The organism is Streptomyces sp. NPDC001507, from assembly GCF_042894765.1.
Classification (GTDB): Bacteria; Actinomycetota; Actinomycetes; order Streptomycetales; family Streptomycetaceae; genus Streptomyces.
This window is the reverse complement of record NZ_JBIAVV010000014.1, coordinates 157578-181926: the sequence shown is the minus strand read 5'-3', so window position 1 is coordinate 181926 and position 24349 is coordinate 157578. Positions and strand designations below refer to the sequence as shown.

At 72.4% G+C, this 24349-nt stretch carries 22 protein-coding genes and 3 tRNA genes; 11 read left to right on the top strand and 14 right to left on the bottom strand.

What is annotated here, in order from left to right:
* The first annotated feature begins 9 nt into the window (after positions 1-9).
* Both ACFY0K_RS38755 and ACFY0K_RS38750 read left to right on the top strand, forming a co-directional pair.
* A complete protein-coding gene (locus ACFY0K_RS38755; RefSeq protein WP_390643801.1) occupies positions 10-1836 on the top strand; it encodes an HSP90 family protein in 1827 nt (608 codons plus the stop codon).
* Positions 1833-4742 carry a tetratricopeptide repeat protein gene (locus ACFY0K_RS38750; protein ID WP_390643914.1) on the top strand — a complete coding sequence of 970 codons (2910 nt, stop codon included), beginning with the start codon at positions 1833-1835 and terminating at the stop codon, positions 4740-4742. The genes ACFY0K_RS38755 and ACFY0K_RS38750 overlap by 4 nt, the downstream gene beginning before the upstream one ends.
* Positions 4743-4763: 21 nt before the next feature.
* Here the strand turns inward: ACFY0K_RS38750 and ACFY0K_RS38745 are convergent, their stop codons facing one another.
* The gene (locus ACFY0K_RS38745; protein WP_390643800.1) at positions 4764-6440 is read right to left on the bottom strand and encodes a DAK2 domain-containing protein; all 1677 of its coding nucleotides are present in this window, start codon (positions 6438-6440) and stop codon (positions 4764-4766) included.
* Between the two features lie 258 nt (positions 6441-6698).
* Between ACFY0K_RS38745 and rpmB the strand changes: the two genes are divergently transcribed.
* From rpmB to ACFY0K_RS38730, 3 genes are all read left to right on the top strand, one after another.
* Positions 6699-6884 (top strand): 50S ribosomal protein L28, encoded by a 186-nt coding sequence (gene rpmB, locus ACFY0K_RS38740; protein ID WP_003993230.1) that lies wholly within the window; start codon positions 6699-6701, stop codon positions 6882-6884.
* Between the two features lie 145 nt (positions 6885-7029).
* Entirely contained in the window at positions 7030-10029 is a 3000-nt protein-coding gene (locus ACFY0K_RS38735; protein ID WP_390643799.1) for a BTAD domain-containing putative transcriptional regulator, read from the top strand.
* Positions 10030-10063: 34 nt separating this feature from the next.
* Positions 10064-11296, top strand: coding sequence for an FAD-dependent monooxygenase (locus ACFY0K_RS38730; protein ID WP_390643798.1), 1233 nt, complete (start codon positions 10064-10066; stop codon positions 11294-11296).
* On the opposite strand, the gene thiD is transcribed toward ACFY0K_RS38730, so the two are convergent.
* Both thiD and ACFY0K_RS38720 read right to left on the bottom strand, forming a co-directional pair.
* The gene (gene thiD, locus ACFY0K_RS38725; RefSeq protein WP_390643797.1) at positions 11259-12074 is read right to left on the bottom strand and encodes a bifunctional hydroxymethylpyrimidine kinase/phosphomethylpyrimidine kinase; all 816 of its coding nucleotides are present in this window, start codon (positions 12072-12074) and stop codon (positions 11259-11261) included. The two genes, ACFY0K_RS38730 and thiD, sit on opposite strands and share 38 nt — an antisense overlap.
* Positions 12071-13036, bottom strand: a complete 966-nt coding sequence (locus ACFY0K_RS38720; protein ID WP_093498874.1) for a thiamine-phosphate kinase — start codon at positions 13034-13036, stop codon at positions 12071-12073. Before ACFY0K_RS38720 ends, thiD begins: the two co-directional genes overlap by 4 nt.
* A 206-nt stretch (positions 13037-13242) precedes the next feature.
* Between ACFY0K_RS38720 and ACFY0K_RS38715 the strand changes: the two genes are divergently transcribed.
* On the top strand, positions 13243-13476 hold the full coding sequence (locus ACFY0K_RS38715) for an Lrp/AsnC family transcriptional regulator (RefSeq protein WP_093498875.1): 234 nt from the start codon (positions 13243-13245) through the stop codon (positions 13474-13476).
* Positions 13477-13496: 20 nt separating this feature from the next.
* The gene (locus ACFY0K_RS38710; protein ID WP_390643796.1) at positions 13497-13985 is read left to right on the top strand and encodes a DUF3515 domain-containing protein; all 489 of its coding nucleotides are present in this window, start codon (positions 13497-13499) and stop codon (positions 13983-13985) included.
* Positions 13986-14173: 188 nt separating this feature from the next.
* On the opposite strand, the gene ACFY0K_RS38705 is transcribed toward ACFY0K_RS38710, so the two are convergent.
* From ACFY0K_RS38705 to ACFY0K_RS38695, 3 genes are read right to left on the bottom strand one after another with little or no spacing between them, the layout of a single operon-like run.
* Positions 14174-15331, bottom strand: coding sequence for a D-alanine--D-alanine ligase family protein (locus ACFY0K_RS38705; RefSeq protein WP_382717924.1), 1158 nt, complete (start codon positions 15329-15331; stop codon positions 14174-14176).
* 59 nt (positions 15332-15390) lie between these two features.
* Positions 15391-16401, bottom strand: a complete 1011-nt coding sequence (locus tag ACFY0K_RS38700) for an NAD(P)H-dependent glycerol-3-phosphate dehydrogenase (protein WP_351959698.1) — start codon at positions 16399-16401, stop codon at positions 15391-15393.
* Positions 16398-17162, bottom strand: coding sequence for a 1-acyl-sn-glycerol-3-phosphate acyltransferase (locus ACFY0K_RS38695; protein ID WP_352363368.1), 765 nt, complete (start codon positions 17160-17162; stop codon positions 16398-16400). The genes ACFY0K_RS38700 and ACFY0K_RS38695 overlap by 4 nt, the downstream gene beginning before the upstream one ends.
* A 155-nt stretch (positions 17163-17317) precedes the next feature.
* Here ACFY0K_RS38695 and cofC point away from each other — a divergent pair, with 155 nt between their 5' ends.
* Entirely contained in the window at positions 17318-17956 is a 639-nt protein-coding gene (gene cofC / locus ACFY0K_RS38690; RefSeq protein ID WP_388602029.1) for a 2-phospho-L-lactate guanylyltransferase, read from the top strand.
* 9 nt (positions 17957-17965) lie between these two features.
* On the top strand, positions 17966-18169 hold the full coding sequence (locus tag ACFY0K_RS38685) for a hypothetical protein (RefSeq protein WP_351959701.1): 204 nt from the start codon (positions 17966-17968) through the stop codon (positions 18167-18169).
* A gap of 120 nt (positions 18170-18289) precedes the next feature.
* Here ACFY0K_RS38685 and ACFY0K_RS38680 read toward each other — a convergent pair whose 3' ends face one another.
* From ACFY0K_RS38680 to leuC, 4 genes are all read right to left on the bottom strand, one after another.
* Complete coding sequence (locus ACFY0K_RS38680; RefSeq protein WP_390643795.1) at positions 18290-18919, bottom strand: HU family DNA-binding protein; 630 nt, start codon at positions 18917-18919, stop codon at positions 18290-18292.
* A 140-nt stretch (positions 18920-19059) separates the two neighbouring features.
* The gene (locus tag ACFY0K_RS38675; protein ID WP_181802287.1) at positions 19060-19290 is read right to left on the bottom strand and encodes a hypothetical protein; all 231 of its coding nucleotides are present in this window, start codon (positions 19288-19290) and stop codon (positions 19060-19062) included.
* Positions 19291-19576: 286 nt separating this feature from the next.
* Complete coding sequence (gene leuD, locus ACFY0K_RS38670; protein ID WP_390643794.1) at positions 19577-20170, bottom strand: 3-isopropylmalate dehydratase small subunit; 594 nt, start codon at positions 20168-20170, stop codon at positions 19577-19579.
* Positions 20171-20176: 6 nt separating this feature from the next.
* The gene (leuC, locus tag ACFY0K_RS38665) at positions 20177-21601 is read right to left on the bottom strand and encodes a 3-isopropylmalate dehydratase large subunit (RefSeq protein ID WP_388717611.1); all 1425 of its coding nucleotides are present in this window, start codon (positions 21599-21601) and stop codon (positions 20177-20179) included.
* A gap of 205 nt (positions 21602-21806) precedes the next feature.
* Here leuC and ndgR point away from each other — a divergent pair, with 205 nt between their 5' ends.
* Positions 21807-22523, top strand: coding sequence for an IclR family transcriptional regulator NdgR (ndgR, locus tag ACFY0K_RS38660; RefSeq protein WP_089098541.1), 717 nt, complete (start codon positions 21807-21809; stop codon positions 22521-22523).
* A 225-nt stretch (positions 22524-22748) separates the two neighbouring features.
* Here the strand turns inward: ndgR and ACFY0K_RS38655 are convergent, their stop codons facing one another.
* The gene (locus tag ACFY0K_RS38655; protein ID WP_382717908.1) at positions 22749-23249 is read right to left on the bottom strand and encodes a DUF4188 domain-containing protein; all 501 of its coding nucleotides are present in this window, start codon (positions 23247-23249) and stop codon (positions 22749-22751) included.
* 92 nt (positions 23250-23341) lie between these two features.
* On the opposite strand from ACFY0K_RS38655, the gene ACFY0K_RS38650 reads away from it, so the two are divergent.
* Positions 23342-23986, top strand: coding sequence for a MerR family transcriptional regulator (locus ACFY0K_RS38650; RefSeq protein WP_351959705.1), 645 nt, complete (start codon positions 23342-23344; stop codon positions 23984-23986).
* Between the two features lie 55 nt (positions 23987-24041).
* On the opposite strand, the gene ACFY0K_RS38645 is transcribed toward ACFY0K_RS38650, so the two are convergent.
* The 3 genes from ACFY0K_RS38645 to ACFY0K_RS38635 all read right to left on the bottom strand — a co-directional run bounded on the left by ACFY0K_RS38645 (position 24042) and on the right by ACFY0K_RS38635 (position 24322).
* A tRNA-Glu gene (locus ACFY0K_RS38645) sits at positions 24042-24114 on the bottom strand.
* A 42-nt stretch (positions 24115-24156) separates the two neighbouring features.
* Positions 24157-24228, bottom strand: a tRNA-Gln gene (locus tag ACFY0K_RS38640).
* Between the two features lie 21 nt (positions 24229-24249).
* Positions 24250-24322: transfer RNA gene (locus ACFY0K_RS38635), tRNA-Glu, on the bottom strand.
* Positions 24323-24349: the final 27 nt, after the last annotated feature.

Here is a 24349-nt window from a genome sequence, read left to right as displayed (position 1 = left end):
GCAGCGACGATGGACTCCCAGACCTCACAGTCATCCCAGGCATCACAGTCACCTCATACGTTCCAGGTCGACCTGCGTGGTCTGGTGGACCTGCTCTCCCATCACCTGTACTCCAGCCCCAAGGTCTACCTCCGCGAGCTGCTGCAGAACGCCGTGGACGCGATCACCGCGAGACGGGCCGAGCAGCCAGACGCCCCGGCGCGGGTGCGGCTGTACGCGGACGGCAGCTCGCTCCGGGTGGAGGACAGCGGCGTCGGGCTCACCGAGTCGGACGTGCACAGCCTGCTCGCCACGATCGGGCGCAGCTCCAAGCGGGGCGACGGGCTGCAGGAGGCCCGCTCCGACTTCCTGGGCCAGTTCGGCATCGGGCTGCTGGCCTGTTTCGTGGTCGCCGAGCGGATCCGGGTGGTCAGCCGCAGCGCACGTACGCCGGACGCGCCGCCCGTGGAGTGGACGGCCCGGGACGACGGGTCGTACACCGTAAGGACGTTGGCGCCCGAGGCCCGGCCCGAGCCCGGTACCACCGTGTACCTGGTGGCGCGGGCGGGTGCGGCGGAGTGGCTGGACGAGCGGCGGGTGCTCGCGCTGGCGCGGGACTTCGGTTCGCTGCTGCCGTACGACGTCCGGGTGGGCGACGAGGCGGTCACCGACCTGCCGGCACCCTGGGACCGGCCGTACCCCTCCCCCAGCACCCGGCGGGTGGCGCTGGCCCGGCACTGTCACGAGCTGTTCGGTTTCACGCCGTTGGACTCGATCGCGCTGGACGTGCCGCTGGCCGGGATCCGCGGGGTGGCGTACGTGCTGCCGTCCGCGGTGAGTCCGGCGCAGCGGGCCACGCACCGCGTGCACATCAAGGGCATGCTGCTCACCGAGCGGGCCGAACAGCTGCTGCCGGACTGGGCGTTCTTCGTGCGCTGCGTCCTGGACACGGACAGTCTGCGGCCGACCGCCTCGCGCGAGTCGCTGTACGAGGACGAGACGCTGGCGGCCGTACGGGAGGCGCTCGGCGAAAGGATTCGGTCCTGGCTGACCGGGCTCGCGGCCGGGGACCCGGAACGGCTCTCCGCGTTCCTGTCCGTGCACCACCTCGGGGTGAAGTCGCTGGCCCGGCACGACGCGGAGATGCTGCGGACCATGCTGCCGTGGCTCCCCTTCGAGACGACGGACGGGCAGCTTTCGCTGGAGGAGTTCGCGCAGCGGCACCCGGTGGTGCACTTCACCCGGACGGTCGAGGAGTACCGGCAGGTCGCGCCGATCGCCTCCGCGCAGGGCATCGGGGTGATCAACGGCGGTTACACGTACGACAGCGAGCTGGTCGAGGCGCTGCCTTCGGTGCGGCCCGGGACGGTGGTCGCGGAGCTGGACGCGGACACCGTGACCGCGCATCTGGACGCCGTGGATCCGGCGGAGGAGCTGGCGGTGGCGGGGTTCCTGGGGGTGGCGCGGGCCAAGCTGGACCCACTGCAATGTGACATAGCACTGAGGGCCTTCCACCCCCTCTCGGTCGCCGCCCTCCACCTCGACGACCGCGCCGCCCGCCACGAACAGGCCCGTGCGGAGGCCGAGGAGCAGGCCGACGACCTGTGGGCGGGCATCCTGGGTTCGCTGCGCGGCAGCGCGCCCCGCGCCCGTCTGGTGCTCAACCACCTCAACCCGCTTGTCCGGCGGATCAGCGCCCTCAAGGACCCGGAGCTGATCGGCACCGCGACCGAGTCGCTCTACGGTCAGGCGCTGCTGATGGCCCAGCGCCCGCTGCGCCCGGCCGACTCGGCGCTGCTCAACCGCTCGTTCATCGGCCTCCTGGAGTGGGCCACTCATGGGGAAGACGATCGCTGATGGAGATTGCTGACTTCGACTCGCTGCGCCGGGCGATGGCGGAGAACTCCGAGGAGCCGGAGGGCCCCGCCCGCAACGCGCGCGCGGAGCAGCTGCTTGCGGCGGCCGAGCGGCTGAACATCCCGCTCGCCGTGATCGAGGCGCTCGGGCACCAGCTGAAGGTCTACAACTACAGCTCCGAGAAGGACAAGATGTTCGTCCCGTTCGCGCGGCTGCTGCGGATGTGGGACGAGCGGCCCGAGGACTTCGACGAGTACGAGACGCATTCGCTGCACTGGGTCTTCAAGTGGATGACGGCCGGGATGCTCGACCAGCCGCACATCCCGCTCGCCTCGATCGAGAAGTGGCTGGGCGAGATGGAGCACCGCTACCGGCTGGCCGGGCACTCCGAGCGGGCGGTGCGCAGCGCGGAGTTCAGTGTCGCCGGGCACGTCGGTGACCTGCCGCGCGCGGAGCGGGCGTACGCGGCCTGGCTGGCGGCGGACCGGGACCGGATGGCCGACTGCCACGCGTGCGAGCTGCACGGGCAGGGCGGCTGGCAGCTGAAGAACGGCCGGGACGAGGCGGCCCTGGAGCTGTGGGGGCCGGTGCTGGACGGCGAGTACAGCTGCGCCCACGAGCCGCACACGGTCCTGGCGTCCTCCCTGGTGCCGCTGCTGCGGCTCGGCCGTGTCGACGAGGCCCGCGCTCACCACCTGCGCGGTTTCCGTCTGGTGCGCCCCATGGAGAGCATGCGGGGCGCCTACGCGGACCACGTCGAGTTCTGTGCGCTGACCGGCAACGAGGCGCGCGGTCTCGAGCTGCTGGCGGAACGTCCCGCCTACTTCACGGACACCGGGCAGCCACGCAGCCGCATGGACTTCCTTGCCGTGGTGGCGCTGCTGATGGACCGGCTGACCGGGCTGGGGCTGGGCGGGCAGCAGGTGCCGGGGCCCGCCGGGCGGGCGTGGACCGCAGGAGAACTCGCCGGGCACGCGCGCGCGGAGGCCCTGGAGCTGGCCGCGCGGTTCGACGCCCGCAACGGCACCTCCTACGTCGGCGACCAGCTGCGCGAGCGGATGGCGCAGCGGCCGCTGGTGGACCGGCTGCCGCTGGGGGTGCGGGCGCCTCGGAAGGCGCCCGCCGGGCCCCGCACGCCGGTCGCCCCGGCTCCCGCGCCGGAGCCGTCGGAGCAGCCGTCGTTCCCCGCGCTCCTGGCCGAGGCGCGCCGGCAGTCGGACACGCTCCGGCCGCACGCCCTGGAGGCCTGGGCCGCGGTGGCGCGGGCCGCCGAGGAGACCGAGGTGGACACGTACGTCCGCGCGGAGATCGCCGACCACATGGCGATGGGGCGCGGCCCCGAGGGGGTCGAGCTGTTCGAGCGGGCGGCGGAGCTGTACGCGGAGGCCGGCGACGAGGGCGAGGCGATCGCGGCACGCGCGCGTGCCGCCTACGTCCGGGCGCTGTCGGGGGAGCTTGACGAGGCGCTGGCCGCGATCGACGAGCCGTACGACCGGATCCTCGCCCTCTACGCGGACGACGCGACCGGGGTGCGGCAGACGGCGTCCGTGCTGATGAGCCGGGCGCGGATCCTGATGCGCCGGGTGCACGAGCGGTCCGCGGGGGCCGGGGACGCCGAGCAGGCCGTACGGGAGCTGCTGGCGCTGGTCGGCGGGCGCGGCGGGTCCGACCTGCGGCTGGTGTCCCGGGCGGCCGAGGGGCGGGCGATGCTGGCCGAGCTGGCCGAGCACGCCGGGGACGGGGAGCGGGCGGGCGAGCTGTTCCGGCAGGCGACGGCGCAGTTCGTGGGCGCGGAGCTGCCGTGGTTCGCGGTCGAGTACGAGGTGCGGGTGGCCGCGCTCGCCCACGAGCAGGGCGACCTGGCCGAGGCGGAGCGGGCGCTGCGTGCGGCGCTGGAGCACGGCGGGTCGTACGTGGAGCCGGTCGGGCGGGCCCAGCTGCATCTCCAGCTCGCCGAGGTGGTCGGCGGCCGGGGCGCGGCCGAGGAGGCCGCCGAGCATGCCCTGGAGGCGGCGCACTGGGCCGACGAGGCCGGGCAGAGCGGCACGCTGGGCGCCTGGGCCCGGCACCAGCTGGGCGGCTTCCTGCTGCGGCAGGGGCGGTTCGCGGAGGCAGCGGAGGTGCTGGAGTCGGCGCTGGCCGACCTGAGCGCCGAGACGCACGGCGACGGCGCGGTCGTGCAGACCCAATGGTGGCTCGGGGACTGCCTGAGCGAGCTCGGCGAGCACCACGCGGCGGCCGAACGGCGGCTGCAGGCGGCCGAGATCGCCCGGCACTGGCCCGAGCAGCACGACCACGCCACCCTCGCTCACCTGGCCGCCGAGTCACTGGGCAACGCGGGGCTGCCCGCGGAGGCGGACCGGGCGTACACGCGGGCGGGCGAGTTGTGGCGGGCGGTGGGCAACGTGCACTTCCTGGTGCGTTCGCTGCGGGCCCGCGCCTGGCTGGCGCTGCGGACGGAGGCGGGCGCTGAGGGCGCGCGGCGGCTGATGGCGGAGGCGGTGCGGGAGTGCGAGACGGCGCTGGAGACGGCCGGGGACCCGGCCGCCGTGGAGCGGCTCGCCGGTGAACTCGGGCACACCCACCGCCAGTTCGGCGACCTGCTGGCCCGTTCGGTGCCGGAGGACGCGGACGACCCGGCGATCCAGGAGGCGTTCGAGGCGGCGCTCGCGCAGATGACGGCGGCGATCTCGGTGTTCGCCGGGCTCGGCGAGGACGGGCTGCACAGCCGTACCGCCGCGGAACTGGCCGCGGGCTGGCTGGAGGCCGACCTCAGCAGGCCGGCCGCGGCGACGGCACGCGCGCGTGCGGTGCTGGACGCCTACGAGGGCGCCGACCCGGCCGACGAGACGGTCCGGGCCCGGCGGGCGGAGGCCCGGCAGCTGCTGGAGCCCACGGAGGAGTGAACGAGGACCGACGCGGGGGGCTCACTCGACGCCGATGAGGAGCGGGGCCCCCTGCCGGCCTCCCCGGTAGACCACCGTGTCGACGGCGAGGTACGCCTCGCGCACGCGTGCCTCCAGGCGGTCGGCGACGCCGTCGGGGGCCTCGTCGCCGAGGACGAGGGTGACCAGCTCGCCGCCGGCCTGCAGCATGCGGTCGAGGACGGTCTCGGCGGTGGCCGTCACGTCCGAGCCGATCACCGCCACGTCCCCGTCTATCAGCCCCAGTACGTCCCCGGCCTGGCAGATGCCGGCCATGGTCCAGGACTGCCGCTCCGCGAACACGACCTCGGCGTAGCGGGTGGCGCCGGCCGCCGAGGTCATCTGGACGACGTCCTCGTCGAAGCGGCGGTCCGGCTGGTGCACGGCGAGCGCGGAGATGCCCTGGACCGCCGAACGGGTCGGGATGAGGGCGACCCGGATGCCCTCCGCGCGGACCTGTTCGGCCGCGGCGGCCGCGGTGTGCCGCAGGTCGGCGTCGTTGGGGAGCAGCACCACCTCGCGCGCGTTGGCGCGGCGCACGGCGTCCACCAGTTCCCCGCTGGCGGGCGGCTCCCCCGGGCGCGCGAGCACGGTGGTCGCGCCGGCCTCGGAGTACAGCCCCACCAGCCCCTCCCCCGGCACGACGGCCACCACGGCCCGCTGCACCCGCTCGCGCGGCGGCCGCGCCCCGCCGGTGTGCACGTCTCCGGCGCCGAAGTGCGTGATCCGGATCCGGTGGGGGCGCCCGGCCTCCACACCCGCCTCGACGGCGGCGCCGGCGTCGTCGACGTGCACGTGGACGTTCCAGAGGCCGTCGCCGCCGACCATCACCAGGGAGTCACCCAGGAGGTCGAGCCGGGTCCGCAGCCGGTCCACGGCGGCGTCCTCGGCCTCCAGGAGGTAGATGACCTCGAACGAGGGTCCGCCGGCGCGTTCCGCGCAGCTTTCGGCCTGGGCGCCGGAGACGGCGTCCACGCGCGCGTGGACGACCCCGCCCGCCACGCGCGCGTCCGGGTCGAAAGCGGCCGGCGTCTCCCCCGTGAACGCCTCCACCAGCGCACCGAGCACCGCGACCAGCCCCCGGCCGCCGGCGTCCACCACCCCGGCCCGCTCCAGTGCGGCCAGTTGTCCCGGCGTCGCCGCGAGCGCCTTGCACGCGCCTTCGTAGGCGGCCCGGGCGACCGCCCCGCAGTCGCCCTCGGCCGTGTCGGCGGCGTCGGCGGCGGCCGCCGCGACCGAGAGCACCGTGCCCTCCACCGGGTGCGCGACGGCCTGGCGGGCGGCGTCGGCGGCGTGCCGCAGGGCGAGCCGCAGTCGGTCCGCGTCGGTGTGAGTCGCCTCACCCTCGGTGAGGACGTGGGCCATGCCCCGCAGCAACTGCGCCAGGATCGTGCCGGAGTTGCCGCGCGCGCCTATGAGGGCGCCGTGCGCCATCGCGCGGACGGCGTCGGCCAGGGTCGGCACCTCCTCGCCCAGCTCGTAGCCGGCGAAGACGGCCTCCACGGCCCCCGCGGCCGACTCGACCGTCAGGTACAGGTTCGTGCCGGTGTCGCCGTCGGCCACGGGGTAGACGTTGATCGCGTCGATCTCCTCGCGCGCCCGCCCGAGGGCCCCGAGCGACAGTCCGCACCAGGTGCGTACCGCGAGAGCATCGAAGAATGTCTGCGGCACCTGCGCCACCTGCGCCTCCTTGAGCCGGCCGAACGTGGACGCAGCGTAGACCCCGGAAGGGTGTCCGCCGGAAGAGGGCCGGGGGCGGGCCCCTGAGCTGCCATGCTAGTTTCGTCTAACGGACGCGGTCGTTGTATGCTGCTCCGGTTGCCCGATCCGATCGGGCCATTCCCCTGGCAGGCCACTCAAGATCTCAGATCCCCAGGATCTCGATCCCGGCACGCCGGGATTCATCCGTAAGTGCATCTGAAGTCTTTGGAGTGACCCGTGGCTGCCAACTGCGACGTCTGCGGCAAGGGGCCGGGCTTCGGCAACAACATCTCGCACTCGCACCGCCGTACGTCCCGCCGCTGGAACCCGAACATCCAGCGTGTGCGTACCGTGGTCGGCGGGACGCCGAAGCGCGTGAACGCCTGCACCTCGTGCATCAAGGCCGGCAAGGTCTCGCGCTGACGCACTGTCGCTGAGCGCGCGGCCACCGCTGGTTCGCTGCACAGAGCCGGTCCACCTCCGGGTGGGCCGGCTTTTTGCCGTGCCCGCGTTCAGCCGTGCCGGAAACCCCGGACCCCGGCCGACCGTGCCCTGACAAGCTGATCCCATGCGCTTCGGCATCCTGGGCCCCCTGGACGTACGCACCGACGACGGCACTCCTGTCGACCCCGGCGGCCCCCGCCCCCGCGCCCTGCTCACCCTGCTGCTCCTGGACGCCGGCCGGCCGGTCTCCACCCAGCGCCTCACCGAGGGCCTGTACGGCGCCGAGCCGCCCGCCGGGGCCGCCAACGCGCTCCAGTCGCAGATCTCGCGGCTGCGCAGGCGGCTGGCCCCGCACGCGGAGATCGAGGCCACCGCGACCGGGTACCGGGTCGCGGTGACCCCCGACACGGTGGACGCACACCAGTTCGAAATCTGGTCGGCGGCCGGGCGCGCCGCCCTCGCCGCCGGCGACCACCGGGCCGCCGCGGCCCGGCTCCGAGAGGCCCTCGCCCTGTGGCGCGGCCCCGCGCTGCCCGACCTCCCGGACGCCGAGGCCGAGGCGGCGCGCCTCGAAGAGCTGCGGCTGGCCGCCGTACAGGACCGCATCGAGGCGGACCTGGCGCTCGGCGGCGGCGCGGAGCTGGTGCCTGAGCTGCGGGCGCTGCTGGCCGGCCGGCCGCTGGGCGAGCGGCTGTACGGGCAGCTGATGCGGGCCCTGCACGCGGCCGGGCGGCCCGCCGAGGCCCTCACCGTGTACGAGGAGGCACGCCGCACCCTCGCCGACCGGCTGGGCGCCGATCCCTCCCCCGAACTGTCCGCGCTCCATCTGGAGCTGCTGCGGGGCGCGGCGCCCGAGCGGCCCCGCCTCCCGGTCCAGCTCACCCGCTTCGTCGGCCGCGAGCCCGAACTCGCCCGGATCGCCGCCGGGCTCGCCGCCTCCCGGCTGCTCACGCTGACCGGCCCCGGCGGGGCGGGCAAGACCCGGCTCGCGATCGAGGCGGCCCAGCAGCACCCCGGCGCCTGCTTCGTGGAGCTCGCGCCGCTCACCGACGGCGCCGCGATCCCGTACGCCGTCCTGGCCGCCCTCGGCGTCCGCGAGGGCCTGCGCAGCCCCGCCGCCGACACCACCGACCGGCTGCTGGCCGCCCTGGAGGAGCGCGAGCTGCTGCTCGTCCTGGACAACTGCGAGCACCTGGTCGAGGAGGCCGCGCGGCTCACCGCGCTGCTCCTCGCCGCCTGTCCGGGGGTGCGCGTGCTGGCCACCAGCCGGGAGTCGCTCGGCATCACCGGCGAGGTCCTGGTCCCGGTGCCCCCGCTGCCGCCGGAGCCCGCGGTGCGGCTCTTCCTGGACCGGGCCCGCGCGGTGCGCCCCGGATTCGACGGGCACGCGCGCGTGGCGGACATCTGCGCCGCCCTGGACGGGCTGCCGCTGGCCATCGAGCTGGCCGCGGCCCGGCTGCGCACCCTCACCCCCGACGAACTCGCCGACCGCCTCCACGACCGCTTCCGAGTGCTGTCCCGCGGCGACCGGTCCAAGGCGCCCCGGCACCGCACCCTGCGCGCGGTCGTGGAGTGGAGCTGGGGGCTGCTGGACGAGGAGGAGCGGGAGCTGGCGCGGCGGCTGACCGTCTTCTCCGGAGGCGCGACCCTGACGGCGGTCGAGGCGGTGTGCGGGCTGCCGTATCCGGAGGACGTGCTGGCCTCGCTGGTGGAGAAGTCGTTCGTGGAGTTCGTGGCGGGGACCGAGGGCCGCTACCGGATGCTGGAGACGATCCGGGCCTTCGCCGCCGAGAGCATGTCCGGTCCGCAGGACCTGGCGGACGCCCACGCCGGCCACTTCCTGCGGCTGGCCGAGGAGGCCGAGCCGCACCTGCGCGGCGGCGGGCAGCTGCCCTGGCTGGCCCGGCTGGCCGCCGAACAGGCCAACCTGGACGCGGCCCTGCGCCATCTCGTGCGCCACGACACCGGCGGAGCCCTGCGTCTCATGGGCCCCCTCTCCTGGTTCTGGCGGCTGCGCGGGGTGCACGGCGAACGCGTGGCGACGGCCCGGGAACTGCTGGCCGCGGCCGGGGACGCGCCGCCGCCCGGCCTTGAGGAGGAGTACGTGCTGTGCGCGGTCAACGCGCTCTCCGGCGCGGGCGACGAACCGGAGCTCATCGCGCGCGTGGACGCCGTTCTCGACGCGTACCGGGGGCCGTTGCGGCTGCCGTACATCCTCGTGCTGTGGGCGGTCGCGGCCGGTCCGCGGCCCGCCACCGACGCGCACGCGCTCACCCTGGCCGGCGGCTCCCCCTGGGCGCGCGCCCTGCTCGACGTGGGCCTCGGCTTCCGGGCGCAGTTCGCCGGACGGCCGCGGGAGTCCGAGGAGTGCTTCGCCCGGGCGCTGGCCGGATACCGGGCCACCGGGGACCGCTGGGGCCTGGCCAACTGCCTCGACCCGCTCGGCCTGCTCGCCCACGCGCGCGGGGAGTCCGAACGCGCCCTGGAACTGCTCGACGAGGGGCTGGCGCACGTGCGGGAGCTGGCCGCACCCGAGGAGACCGCCGACCTGCTGCGCACCCGGGCCACCGTGCTGCTGCACCGGGGCGACACGGCGACCGCGGTGGCCCACTTCGAGGAGGCGCTGGCGCTCGCGCGGGGCGCCGGGCTCCCCGACAAGGTGGCGGCCGCCCGGCGCGGCCTGGGCGACGCGGCCCGGCTGTCCGGGAACACGGCCCACGCGCGCGTGCACTACGAGATCGCCCTGCGGGAGTGCGCCGCCAACTGGTTCAGCGTCGGGGAGACCGTCCGCAGCCTCATCGGGCTGGGCCGCACGGCCGCCGCCGAGGGGCACGCCGAGGAGGCCGGCGACTGGTTCCGGCAGGCCGCCGAGCTGGCCGTGGAGGGGCCGGGCGACCTGGAACTCGCCGACGCGGCCGAGGCACTGGCCTCCGCCGCCGGTTCCGCCGAGCGGGCCGCGGAGCTGCTGGGCGCCGCGGCGGGCCTGCGGGGCGGCCGGACCGAGGGCGACCCGGACGTCGCACGCGTCGAGCGGGAGACGCGGGCGAAGCTCTCCGCCGAGGCGTACGACCAGGCCTTCGAGCAGGGCCGGCGGCGACGGTCAGCGGCGGTCAGCGAACGGTAGGGGGACGGTCAGCGCCCCCGCCGAAGCTCGTCGCATGACGAAGAACACGGACCAGACCACCGCGAAGAACCTCGCCCACCTCAGCGTCCTGATCTCCGGCGCCAGCGTCGCCGGACCCGCCCTCGCCCTCAACCTGGCCCGGCTCGGCGCCCGCGTCACCGTCGTCGAGAAGGCGGCCCGACTGCGCGGCGGCGGCTTCGCCGTCGACTTCCGCGGCCACGTCCACCGCACGGTCCTGACCTCGATGGGCATCTGGGACGAGATCCACGCCCGCCAGACCCACATGGGCCGCCAGACGGTCGTCGACGCCGACGGCAGCCCGCGGGTGGACCTGCCCGCCGAGTTGATGAGCGGCGACGTGGAGATCTTCCGCGGCGACCTCGCGCAGATCATGTACGAACGCACCAGGAACGACGTCGAGTACGTCTTCGGCGACTCGATCGCCTCCGTCGCCCAGGACCCGCAGGGCGTCGACGTCACCTTCGACAAGGGCGCGCCCCGCCGCTTCGACCTGGTCGTCGGCGCCGACGGACTGCACTCCGACACCCGCCGCCTGGTCTTCGGCGACGAGTCCCGCTACCTGCGCTTCTTCGACCACTACGTGGCCGGCTTCGACGTCCCCAACCACCTGGGCCTGGACCGCACCGGCCGCGTCTACAGCGAGCCCGGCCGCGCGTTCGTCATCGGCAACTACGACGGCGACCCGGACCGCGCCGGAGCGCTGCTGGTCTTCCGCTCCGAGGAGTTGTCGTACGACCGCCGGGACCTCGCGGCGGTCAAGCGGATCGTCATGGACCGCTTCGCCGGGATGGGCTGGGAGGGCCCCGCCCTCCTCCAGGCCCTCGACGAGACCGACGACCTGTACTTCGACGCGATCGCCCAGATCCACGTCGACCGGCTCGTCGAGGGGCGGGTGGCGTTGCTCGGGGACGCCGGGTACGGGGCGACGATGGGCGGGATGGGGACGGGCGTGGCGATCGTCGGCGCCTATGTCCTCGCCGGTGAACTGGCCCTCGCGGGCGGTGACTTCCGTACCGCCTTCGCCGAGTACGAGTCCCGGATCCGGGACTTCGCCAAGGGCTGCCAGAAGATCTCCGGGAACGCCGGCCCGTTCTTCGCCCCGCCGACCGAGCGGCGCATCCGCAGCCGGGACCGGATGTACCGGGTGCTCGCCTCCCGTCCGCTGGCCCGCTTCTTCAAGAGGATGACCGAGAAGGCGGCCACGGACATCAGGCTGCGGGAGTACCCGGCCCTGTCCCGGGCCTGAGGGCCCAGCCGTGGTCCACGGGACCGATCCCGGCGCCGAGCGGGAAGCCGGCCTCGATCGCCCCGGTGACGTACTCCTTGGCCGCCGTCACCGCCTCCGGCACGGACCGCCCCTTCGCGAGCTGCGACGCGATCGCGGACGCGAGGGTGCAGCCCGTGCCGTGGGTGTGCCGGTTGTCGTACCGGGGAGCGCGCAGCAGGAGTTCGTCGGTGCCGTCGGTGAGCAGGTCGACCGCCTCGCCGGGCAGGTGCCCGCCCTTGATCAGCACCCAGGTGGGGCCGTACGACAGCACGGCCGCCGCGGCCCGGCGCAGATCGGCCTCCGACTCGACGTGCACGCCGGCGAGTTGGGCCACCTCGTCGAGGTTCGGGGTGGCGACGGTGGCGAGCGGGAGGAGCCTGGTGCGGACCGAGTCCAGGGCGGAGGCGGCGAGCAGCGGGTCGCCGTGCTTGGAGACGCCGACCGGGTCGACGACCACGGGCGCGTCGGTCCCGGCGAGCAACTCGGCCACCGCCTCCACGAGTTCGGCGGAGGCGAGCATCCCGGTCTTCACCGCGTCGACGCCGATGTCGTCCACCACGCTGCGGTACTGGGCACGGACGGCCTCGACCGGCAGTTCCCAAGCCCCCTGCACACCCACGGAGTTCTGCGCGGTGACCGCGGTGAGCACGCTCATCCCGTGCACGCCCAGCGCGAGCATGGTCTTCAGGTCGGCCTGGATCCCGGCCCCGCCGCCGGAGTCGGAGCCCGCGACCGTCAGTACGCGCGGCAGGCTCACGACTCGATGTCCCCGAAGTGGTCCCAGCCGCCCTTGCTGGTCCAGGGCGCGCCGTCGACGGTCACCTGGGGCAGCGCGGACGGGTTCAGGACCTCGCCGATGACCTTCCAGCGGGCGGGCAGCTTCACGTCCGGCGGGAAGGTCGCCACGATCGCGTGGTCCTCGCCGCCGGTGAGCACCCACTGGATGGGGTCGACGCCGACGGCCTGGCCGATGTCGTTCATCTGGGTCGGGATGTCGATCGCGCCGGAGCGGATGTCGATCCGCACCTTGCTGGCCTCGGCGATGTGCCCGAGGTCGGCGATCAGCCCGTCGCTCACGTCGCACATCGCGGTCGCGCCGAGGGCGGCGGCGGCCGGGCCCGCGTGGTACGGCGGCTCGGGTCGGCGGTGCGCCTCCACGAACGCCCGGGGCGAGCGGAAGCCGCGGGAGAGCACCGCGTAGCCGGCCGCGGACCAGCCCAGCCAGCCCGTGACCGCGATCAGGTCGCCGGGCTGGGCGCCGGCCCGGGTGACCGGCTCCTGGTTGCGCAGGTCGCCGAGCGCGGTGATGGACACCATGATCGTGTCGCCGCGGACCACGTCGCCGCCGACCACCGAGGCGCCGGCCACCTGGCACTCGTCCCGGATGCCGTCCATCAGCTCGCTGGGCCAGGTCACCGGGAGTTCGGCGGGCACGACCAGGCCGAGCAGCAGGGCGGTCGGCACGGCGCCCATGGCGGCGATGTCCGCGAGGTTCTGCGCGGCCGCCTTGCGGCCCACGTCGTAGGCCGTGGACCAGTCGCGGCGGAAGTGCCGGCCCTCCAGCAGGATGTCGGTGCTCGCCACCACCCGGCGGTCGGGCGCGGCGACCACCGCGGCGTCGTCGCCGGGACCGACCCGGACCGCCGGAGTGGTGGTGAGACGGGAGGTGAGCTCCCTGATGAGCCCGAACTCCCCGAGCTCACCAACAGTGCCCTTCATTGCCCTTTCGCCCCTTCTCTGCCTTGCCGTGCCCGCTCGCGCGTCACCGTCGTCCTGGATACGGTCGAGGTGACCGTCAACATCTGTGCTGCCTGCACCCCGGCGCGCAAGCCCCTGTCCGCGCAGGTCTCCCCTCGGTGAGCGGCGACGCGATACCGTGGCGTTCCTTTTCCCCACATGATCCTCGTGGCCGCCCTGGAGGTTCCGTGGTACAGGCGTACATCCTGATCCAGACGGAGGTCGGCAAAGCGTCGACCGTCGCCGAGATCATCAGCAAGATCCCTGGAGTCATCCAGGCCGAGGATGTGACAGGACCGTACGACGTCATCGTGCGCGCGCAAGCGGAGACCGTCGACGAACTCGGCCGGCTGGTGGTCGCGAGAGTCCAGCAAGTGGACGGCATCACGCGCACCCTGACCTGCCCGGTCGTCCATCTGTAGCCCCCGTCTACCCTTGGCCGGTGAACTTCTTCCGTCACCGGCCATTCGGTCTGCCCGTGCTCGCCGCGCTGATGACCGCGGCAGCGGGCTGCTCATCAGCAGACGACGCCCCGTCGGCGGCGGTTCCCAGTCCGGGCGGGGCGGTTGTGACGCTCTGCGATCGCCTTGACCGGGTGCTGCCGACGAAGGTCGACAAGCTGGGCCGGCAGGATCCCGAACCGGCGTCTCCGCTGACCGCAGGTTGGGGCGGCGACCCGGCGATCATACTGCGCTGTGGTGTTTCGCGGCCCGCGAAGATGGCCGACCCAGAAGCCGACGGGGTCGAGGTGAACGGGGTGGGGTGGCTGCTGGAGCAGCAGGCCGACAAATCGTTTCGGTTCACGACGACGCTGCGGAAGGCGTACGTGGAGGTGACGATTCCCGCGGGGCGGACCGGGGACGGCATGGCGCCGTTGGTGAGCTTGGCGCCGGCCATCAAGAAGGCGATTCCTGAGGGAATCGCCGACTAGGCGGCGGCGCCCCTTCAGGGGCGCGGGGAACTGCGCGACAAGCCACGATGGCGCCGCAGTCGACTGACGGCGTATTGCGCGCTTGTTCGGCCGCGGGTCGTCGGTGGTTGCTCGCGCCCACGCGGCGGAGCCGCATACCGAACACAGCCCCGCGCCCCTTGACGGGGCGCTTCGGTGCGGGGCGTTTTCTAGCGAAGCCCGGTCGAGCGGTTCAGGGCGGCCTGGATCAGGCGGTCGATCAGCTCGGGGTAGGCGACACCGGTCGCCTGCCACATCTGGGGGTACATCGAGATCGGCGTGAAGCCCGGCATCGTGTTGATCTCGTTGATGACGAAACGGCCGTCCTCCGCGAGGAAGAAGTCGGCACGGACCAGGCCCTCGCAGGAGGCGGCCTCGAAGGCGTCCACCGCGAGCTTCTGGACCTCGGCGGTCTCCTCGGGGGTGAGGGGGGCCGGGACGATGCCGGGGGTGGAGTCGATGTACTTGGCCTCGAAGTCGTAGTACGCGTGCTCCGAGGGCGGCGGGATCTCCGCCGGTACCGAGGCCCGCGGGCCGTCCTCGAACTCCAGGACGCCGACCTCGATCTCGCGGCCGCGGACGGCTGCCTCGACCAGGATCTTGGGGTCGTGGGACTGGGCCTCGGCGATCGCCTCGTCCAGGCCGGAGAGGTCGTCGACCTTGGTGATGCCGATCGACGAACCCGCACGCGCGGGCTTCACGAACAGCGGCCAGCCGTGCTCGCCGGCGAAGTCGACGATCCGCTTGCGGGCGGCGGACTCGTCCTGTTGCCACTCGCGGGGCCGGATCACCAGGTAGGGGCCGACGGCGAGCCCGAAGGAGGCGAACACCCGCTTCATGTACTCCTTGTCCTGGCCGACGGCCGAGGCGAGCACACCCGAGCCGACGTACGGGACGCCGGACAGCTCCAGGAGGCCCTGCAGGGTGCCGTCCTCGCCGTACGGGCCGTGCAGCATCGGGAAGACCACGTCGACCTCGCCGAGCGCCTTGGGCACCGAACCCGGCTCGCTGTAGACGACCTCGCGGTCGGCCGGGTCGACGGAGAGCACCACGCCGCCCTCGGCGGATTCCGCCAGGTCGGCGACCTCGGGCGTACGGCGTTCGGTGATCGCCATGCGTTCGGGTTCGTCGGCCGTGAGCACCCAGCGGCCTTCCCGGGTGATGCCGATCGGCAGGACGTCGTACTTGGTCCGGTCGATGGCGCTCAGGACGGCTCCGGCGGTGACCATGGAGATCCCGTGCTCGGAGCTGCGGCCGCCGAAGACGACGGCCACACGCGGCTTGCGAGAGGGCTGCTCAGGGCTCTGGGGGAGGTTCTCGGTGCTCATATCGCGTTGAGAGTACCCGGTGGTAGGGCCCCGAGACAGCGTCGGCGGGACGGGGTCGCTCAGCGTCGCTCGGGCTTAGCGCTGCGCGACATCAGCTCCTTGAGAGCGACCACCGGAGGCTTGCCTTCGTGCACGATGTCGACGACCGTCTCCGTGATCGGCATCTCCACGCCGTGCCGGCGGGCCAGATCGGCCACGGACTCGCAGGACTTGACGCCCTCGGCGGTCTGCTTGGTGACCGCGATGGTCTCCTCAAGGGACATGCCCTTGCCGAGGTTGGTGCCGAAGGTGTGGTTGCGGGAGAGCGGGGAGGAGCAGGTGGCCACCAGGTCGCCGAGCCCGGCGAGCCCCGAGAAGGTCAGCGGGTCGGCACCGAGGGCGGTGCCCAGCCGCGCGGTCTCCGCGAGACCGCGCGTGATGAGCGAACCCTTGGCGTTGTCGCCGAGCCCCATGCCGTCGGCGATGCCCACGGCGAGGCCGATGACGTTCTTCACCGCGCCGCCCAGTTCGCAGCCGACCACGTCGGTCTCGGTGTACGGCCGGAAGTACGGCGTGTGGCAGGCCGCCTGCAGCCGCCGGGCGACCGTCTCGTCGGTGCAGGCGACCACGGCGGCGGCCGGCATGCGGGCCGCGATCTCCCGGGCGAGGTTGGGGCCGGTGACGACGGCGACGCGGTCCGGGCCGACCTTGGCGACGTCCTCGATCACCTCGCTCATCCGCATGGCGGTGCCGAGTTCGACCCCCTTCATGAGGGAGACGAGGACCGTTCTGGGCGCGAGCAGCGGCGCCCATTCGGCGAGGTTGGCCCGCATGGTCTGGGACGGAACCGACAGGAACGTGAAGTCGGCGCCGGCTGCCGCCTCGGCTGGGTCGGTGGTGGCCCGCAGGTTCCCGGGGAGTTCCACACCCGGCAGGTAGTCGGGGTTGGTACGGCCGGAGTTGACGGCCTCCGCCACCTCCGGGCGCCGCGCCCACAGGGTGACCTCGCACCCGGCGTCGGCGAGTACCATCCCGAAGGCGGTACCCCACGAACCCGCGCTGAAGACCGCCGCCTTGGCAGGCATGCTCACTTGCCGCTCTCCTCTTCCAGACCACTCTGCGCACGCGTGCGGCGTCGCTGCTCGATCCGCACCTGGCGTGGATCGTAGGGGGTCTCGGGAGCCTTCTCCCCGCGGATCTCCTCCAGCTGGCGGGTGATGGCCGCCATGATGACCTCGGTCGCCTCCTTGAGGACGTCCTGGGTCATCTCCTTGTCGTAGAAGCGCGTGAGGTCGACCGGCGGGCCCGCGAGGACGTGGTGCGTCTTGCGGGGCAGCAGGTTGGGCTTCTTCGCGTACGGCGGGAGGAGTTCGTTGGCGCCCCACTGGGCGACCGGGATCACCGGGCACTTGGTCTGCAGGGCGACCCGGGCGGCACCGGTCTTGGCGGTCATGGGCCACTGGTCCGGGTCGCGGGTGATCGTTCCCTCGGGGTAGAAGGCGACGCACTCGCCGCGCTCCACGGCGTCGATCGCGGCCCGGAAGGCGCTGAGCGCGTCGGTGGACTCGCGGTAGACGGGGATCTGGCCGGTACCGCGCATCGCGGCGCCGACGAATCCCTTCTTGAAAAGCCCGCTCTTCGCGAGGAATCGCGGAACACGGCCGGTGTTGTACTGATAGTGGGCGTAGGCGAAGGGGTCGATGTGAGAATTGTGGTTCACCGCGGTGATAAAACCGCCCTCGGCCGGAATGTTCTCCATTCCACGCCAGTCCCGCTTGATCAGAACCACCAGCGGAGGTTTGCAGAGCACCGCAGCGAAGCGGTACCAGAAGCCGATTCTCCGGCGGGGCACGCGGACACCTTCCTCTAGGACTTCTTCCCGGCCTGGGATCGGGAAGAAGTGTGGCCCCGGCCCGCCGGCCTGTCGAGAACACCGTACGCCTCGGTGTCGCGACCACCCCGTGGGCCCGGGTGACAATGAGGCAACAAGGGAGGGACGGTACGACTGTGCAGTGGACCCTGGTCATCCCGCTCAAGCCGCTGGCCCGTGCCAAGAGCAGGCTCGCGGACACCGCGGCGGACGGCGTCCGCCCGTCATTGGCCCTCGCCTTCGCCCAGGACACGGTGGCGGCCGCCCTGGCCTGCCAGTCGGTGAAGGATGTGGCGGTCGTCACGGACGACACGCTGGCCGGGCGGGAGCTGTCGGCGCTGGGCGCGCGGATCGTCCCGGACACTCCCGCCGGCGGCCTGAACGCGGCGCTGCGGCACGGGGCGGCGGCCGTCCGGGCATCGCGTCCGGAAAGCCCCGTGGCGGCCCTGAACGCCGATCTCCCGGCCGTCCGCCCGCTGGAATTGGCCCGGGTCCTCGACGCGGCCGCGGAATTCCCACGCGCTTTTCTGCCGGATGCCGCGGCAATCGGCACCACCCTGCTGGCGGCGGTCCCCGGCCAGGAATTGGCGCCCGCATTCGGCCCGGATTCCCGCGCCCGGCACGCCGCCTCGGGCGCCGCGGAACTGCGCCTGGCGGGCGTGGACTCGGTACGCCAGGACGTGGACACCGGCGCCGACCTGCGCGCGGCCCTCGCCCTGGGCGTCGGCCCCCGCACGGCCGCGGTGGCCGCCCGCCTGCTGATCCCGGACCAGTAGGCTGCGCTCATGCAGGCGACCGCATACACGTACGACCCCGAGACCCGCAGCGGTCAGGTACTCCTCGACGACGGAACGCCGGTGCCCTTCGACGGGGCGGCTTTCGAGGCGGGCGGTCTGCGCCTGCTCAGGCCTGGGCAGCGGGTACGGATCGAAACGGAGGGGGCCGGAGCCGACCTCCGGATCACCCTGGTGACTTTGCAGACGCTCTGAGCCGACCGACTCAGGGGCGCGGGGAACTCTGCGCCCCGAACACACCGCGGGCCGGACTCCCCAAGGGAATCCGGCCCGTCGCGTGAGTATCCCGGCCGCGCTGTCGAGCTGGGCCCCGCCTTAGCGCGCGGCCGTCGTCTTCTTGGCGGTGGCCTTGCGGGCCGTCGACTTCTTGGCCGGCGCCTTCTTCGCGGTGACCTTCTTCGCCGGCGCCTTCTTCGCGGCCGTCTTCTTCGCCGTCGCCGTGGTCTTCTTGGCGGTGGTCTTGGCCGCGGTCTTCTTCGCGGTCGCGGCGGTGGTCTTCTTCGCCGTCGTCTTCTTCGCGGTCGCGGCGGTGGTCTTCTTCGCCGTCGTCTTCTTCGCCGCAGCCGTGGTCTTCTTCGCCGCAGCCTTCTTGACCGTCGCCGAAGCGCCGCCGGTCAGGCTGCCCTTGGGCGCCTTCTTAACCGAGACCTCGCCGCCGCGCGGGAGCTTCTTGGAGCCGCTCACCAGGTCCTTGAAGCCCTGACCGGCGCGGAAGCGCGGCACGGAGGTCTTCTTGACCCGAACCCGCTCGCCCGTCTGGGGGTTGCGGGCGTAACGGGCGGGACGGTCCACCTTCTCGAAGGACCCGAAGCCGGTGACCGAGACCCGCTCACCCGCGACGACCGCGCGGACGATGGCGTCCAGGACATGGTCGACAGCCTCGGCGGCCTGCTGGCGGCCGCCCATCTTGTCGGCAATCGCTTCTACGAGCTGCGCCTTGTTCACGTCTTCCCCTTCGGAGACATCGCCAGAACGAATGTGTTCAAGCTTTTTCGCACGTTAGGCAGATATATACCGCAAATCAAACACGAAACGGGCTTATCACCCTTGTGCCGCAACGGACTCGGCCGGTTCGTACGGTCCGGTCAGCGGTCCTCTTCGGGGATTCGACCCGCGTCGAGGTCCGCGTTGAACCGTTCGAGCCGCCGCGCCGCGTCGGCGACGTCGTGTTTGGCCGCGGCCGTAATGACCAGCAGCTTCCGGGTCAGCGCCATCCGTACGCCCTCCGGGACTTGCAGTGCGCGCACTTTTGTGTGCGCTTCCTTGAGTTGGCCCGCGACCGCCGCATAGAGCTGGAGTTGGCCGTCGTGTTCCATGCACAGATTGTGCCATCTGGGGCGAGTTGTCGCCTGCGCAGGGTGCAACTGGCGCCTCAAATGGCCTTCCGGGCACTTGCGGAAGCCGCGGACACAGCACTCACTTACCCCGACAACATCCGCCCTAACGTGGGAAGTTGGCAAGACCTGCGACAACGCGAGCGCCCGTTCGGGTGCAGACATGGCTGTACCCCCAATCGTGGCGATCGGGGGTACAGGCGGGGTGTTGCGATGGCTGAAACCAGCCGTATTCAGATGTGACGGATCCCGCCGAAGCGGATCCGGGTCAGACCTGGAGCGTCCGCGGCTTGTACGACGGCCGCTTGGCCTCGTAAGTGGCGATGTCGGCCTCGTTCCGGAGGGTGATGGAGATGTCGTCCAGGCCGTTCAGCAGCCGCCAGCGGGAGTTCTCGTCCAGCTCGAAGGAGGCGGTGACGCCCTCGGCGCGCACCTCGCGGGCCTCCAGGTCGACGGTGATCTCGGCCTGCGGGTCGTTCTCCGAGAGCTCCTGCAGCGTCTCCACGATCTTCTGGTCCAGGACCACCGTGAGCAGGCCGTTCTTCAGCGAGTTGCCCCGGAAGATGTCGGCGAAGCGGGAGGAGATCACGGCCTTGAAGCCGTAGTTCTGCAGCGCCCAGACGGCGTGCTCACGGGAGGAGCCGGTGCCGAAGTCGGGGCCGGCGACCAGGACGGTCGCGCCCTGCCGCTCGGGGCGGTTGAGGACGAAGTTCTCGTCCTTGCGCCAGGCCTCGAACAGACCGTCCTCGAAGCCGTCCCGGGTCACCTTCTTGAGCCAGTGAGCAGGGATGATCTGGTCGGTGTCGACGTTGGAGCGGCGCAGCGGGACGGCCCGGCCGGTGTGCGTGGTGAATGCTTCCATGGCTGATCAGACTCCAGCGGGCGTACGAGCGTCGGACAGGTCGGCCGGGGAGGCCAGGTGGCCCAGGACGGCGGTTGCGGCCGCGACCTGCGGCGACACCAGGTGGGTACGGCCGCCCTTGCCCTGCCGCCCCTCGAAGTTGCGGTTGGAGGTGGACGCGGAGCGCTCGCCGGGGGCCAGCTGGTCGGGGTTCATGCCGAGGCACATCGAGCAGCCGGCGTGCCGCCATTCGGCGCCGGCCTCCTTGAAGACCACGTCCAGGCCCTCGGAGACGGCCTGCAGCCCGACCCGCGCGGAGCCGGGGACGACCAGCATCCGTACGCCGTCCGCGACTTTGCGGTCCTTGAGGATCTCGGCGGCGGCGCGCAGGTCCTCGATCCGGCCGTTGGTGCAGGAGCCTACGAAAACAGTGTCCACGTTGATCGAGCGCAGCGGCTGGCCGGCCTCCAACCCCATGTACTCCAGGGCCTTTTCGGCGGCGAGGCGCTCCGAAGCGTCTTCGTACGAAGCCGGGTCGGGGACGTCCGCCGAAAGCGGCGCGCCCTGCCCCGGGTTGGTGCCCCAGGTGACGAACGGCGAGAGCGCGGCGGCGTCGATGTGCACCTCGGCGTCGAATTCGGCGTCCGCGTCCGTCTTCAGGGTCTTCCAGTACGCGACCGCCGCGTCCCACTCCTCGCCCTCGGGGGCGTGGGCACGGCCCTTGAGGTAGGCGAAGGTGGTCTCGTCGGGGGCGATCATGCCCGCACGGGCGCCGGCCTCGATCGACATGTTGCAGATGGTCATGCGGGCCTCCATCGAGAGCTTCTCGATGGCGGAGCCGCGGTACTCCAGGATGTAGCCCTGGCCGCCGCCGGTACCGATCTTCGCGATGATCGCCAGGATCAGGTCCTTGGCGGTGACGCCCTCGGGCAGCTCGCCGTCGACCGTGATGGCCATGGTCTTCGGGCGGGCCAGCGGCAGCGTCTGGGTGGCCAGCACGTGCTCCACCTGGGAGGTGCCGATGCCGAAGGCGAGCGCGCCGAACGCGCCGTGCGTGGAGGTGTGGGAGTCACCGCAGACCACGGTCGTGCCGGGCTGGGTCAGGCCCAGCTGGGGGCCGACGACGTGGACGACGCCCTGCTCGACGTCGCCCAGCGGGTGCAGGCGCACCCCGAACTCGGCGCAGTTCTTGCGCAGCGTCTCCAGCTGGGCGCGGGAGACCGGGTCCGCGATGGGCTTGTCGATGTCGAGGGTCGGGGTGTTGTGGTCCTCGGTCGCGATGGTGAGGTCGAGGCGGCGCACCTGGCGGCCGTTCTGGCGCAGCCCGTCGAAGGCCTGCGGGCTGGTCACCTCGTGCAGCAGGTGCAGATCGATGAAGAGGAGGTCGGGCTCGCCCTCGGCGCGCCGGACGACGTGGTCGTCCCAGACCTTCTCCGCGAGTGTCCTACCCATCGCTTTCCCTCCGGCCGGCAGTCGTGCACCGGCCCAACTAGAGATCTTGAGGAGGCGGCTGCCCGTGTTCCGGGCCCCTGAAGTCGTGGTTCCGGGCGTCCGCCGCCGGGCCCGTTGGTCTGCGGGCCACTGTGTGATTCCAGGGTGGCGCGTTCCACGGAAAATTGAACTTGCGTTTCACAGAGTGAGACGTGAGTATCGTTGCATGGACAACAGTAGCGGCGTCGGCGTGCTGGACAAGGCGGCCCTTGTCCTGAGCGCCCTGGAGTCCGGTCCGGCCACCCTCGCGGGTCTGGTCGGGGCCACCGGACTGGCACGACCCACGGCCCACCGGCTGGCCGTGGCCCTGGAACACCACCGCATGGTGGCACGCGACATGCAGGGCCGTTTCATTCTCGGCCCGCGACTCGCGGAGCTGGCCGCGGCGGCCGGCGAGGACCGCCTGCTCGCGACGGCGGGCCCGGTGCTGACGCACCTCCGTGACATCACCGGAGAGAGCGCACAGCTGTATCGCCGCCAGGGCGACATGCGGATCTGCGTGGCCGCCGCGGAACGCCTGTCCGGTCTGCGGGACACGGTCCCGGTCGGCTCGACGCTCACGATGAAGGCCGGCTCCTCGGCCCAGATCCTCATGGCCTGGGAGGAGCCGGAGCGGCTGCACCGCGGCCTCCAGGGCGCCCGCTTCACGGCGACGGCCCTGTCGGGTGTGCGCCGCCGCGGCTGGGCCCAGTCCATCGGCGAGCGGGAGCCGGGCGTCGCGTCGGTGTCGGCGCCGGTGCGGGGGCCCTCGAACCGGGTGGTGGCCGCCGTCTCCGTCTCCGGCCCCATCGAGCGCCTGACCCGCCACCCCGGCCGCATGCACGCGCAGGCCGTGATCGACGCCGCCGCCCGCCTCTCCGAGGCCCTGCGCCGCACGGGCTGACAGACAAAGCTCCCGCCGAGGAGAGACCGGCCTCAACGCCGCGGCAGGTCTCTTCCGACTGGAGCGGAGATACTCAGGGGCGCGGGGAACTGCGCGATCAGCCACATGCTGCCCGCACCCACCCAGTGACCGGAGCTCCCACGGCGCAGGATGTGCCCCACAGGCCGTCAGCCGTCTGCGACATCGTCGTGGCTGGTCGCGCAGTTCCCCGCGCCCCTGGGTAGGTCAGCTCCCGGCGCGATAAGCGAGCCGGTCCTTCGCAAGACGTCCCCGGCGCTCCAGCGGCAGCACGCCGCTCGCCGCGCCCAGGCCGAACTCGGGCATGTCGAAGTAGATCGACTCGTAGCCGCCCTCGGGCGCCACGTACGTCTCGTGCCACAGGCCCACATGGCCGCGCAGCTTCCCAGCGCGCTCCTTGCGGTTCACGATGCTCCACATCCCGTGGTGGACCATGTCCGGCGAACTCGCGTACGCGTACAGCTTCTCCTTCGACTCCCAGTACTGGACGACGTAGTACGTCCGCGGCGACGCCGTCAGCAGGACGCGGCCGAGCAGCCCCCGGCCGGGGTCCCGCGCCAGCTCCTTCAGCATGCGGAACATCGACAGCATGACCGGGAGCCACTGGTGGACCGCCCGGAAGTGGTTGATGCGCATGCCGATGAGCAGAACCACGGCATCGCCCTCGCGGGCAGCGGTCGTACGGCCCCGAATCGGTTTGGCGGACATGAGGAACGGCACCCCCGGAGGCCTGTCGGATAGCGGCACTATCCTTTTGTCGATGCTTGGATAGTGGCACTTACCAAGGAGGCGCGCAAGGCATGCGGCTTGCCCAGTTGAGCGAGCGCAGCGGGGTGTCCGCCGCGACGATCAAGTACTACCTGCGCGAGGGGCTGTTGCCGCCCGGCCGGCAGGTCAACGCCACGACCTCCGAGTACGACGAGGAGCACCTGCGGCGGCTGCGACTGGTGCGGGCGATGATCCAGGTGGGCCGGATCCCCGTGGCGACGGTCCGCGAGGTGCTCGGGCATGTCGACGACGACTCGCTGGGCCGCACGATCCGGGTGGGCGCCGCACTGTGGGCGCTGCCGCAGCTGCCGGAGCCGGACGAGGACGACGAGTACGTGCGGGGCGCGCACCGGGAGGCCGACGCCCTGCTGGACGCCCTCGGCTGGGACAACGCCAAGCAGCTGACGACGATCTCGCCTGCGTACCGGCAGCTGGTGGTGGCACTGGCCGCGTTCCGTCGGCTCGGCTACGACTGGGGCGCCGAACTCCTCGTCCCGCACGCGAAGTTGATGTACCAGGCGGCCGTCGCCGACCTGGACTTCCTGGAGACGCGTCCGTCGGAGGAGGAGAAGGTGGAGGCCGCGGTGGCCAGCGCGGTGCTGGTGGAGCCGATGCTCCAGGCGCTGCACCGGCTGGCCCAGGAGGAGGAGTCGGCCCGCCGCTACGGCTTCGAGTAGGGCGCCGTGCGCACAGACAGAAGGCCCCCCGCCGAAGCGGAGGGCCTTCCTCGCGTACCCCCGACCGGATTCGAACCGGCGCTACCGCCTTGAGAGGGCGGCGTGCTAGGCCGCTACACAACGGGGGCGTGGATCTTACGAGCGTTTAACTGCACCGCCGCAGATCCGAGCTGGTCTACCTGGACTCGAACCAAGACTAACTGAACCAGAATCAGTCGTGCTGCCAATTACACCATAGACCAATGATGGTTTAGACCAGTTCGTACCCCCGACCGGATTCGAACCGGCGCTACCGCCTTGAGAGGGCGGCGTGCTAGGCCGCTACACAACGGGGGCCCTAGCGATCATCCGTGGAAGATCTCC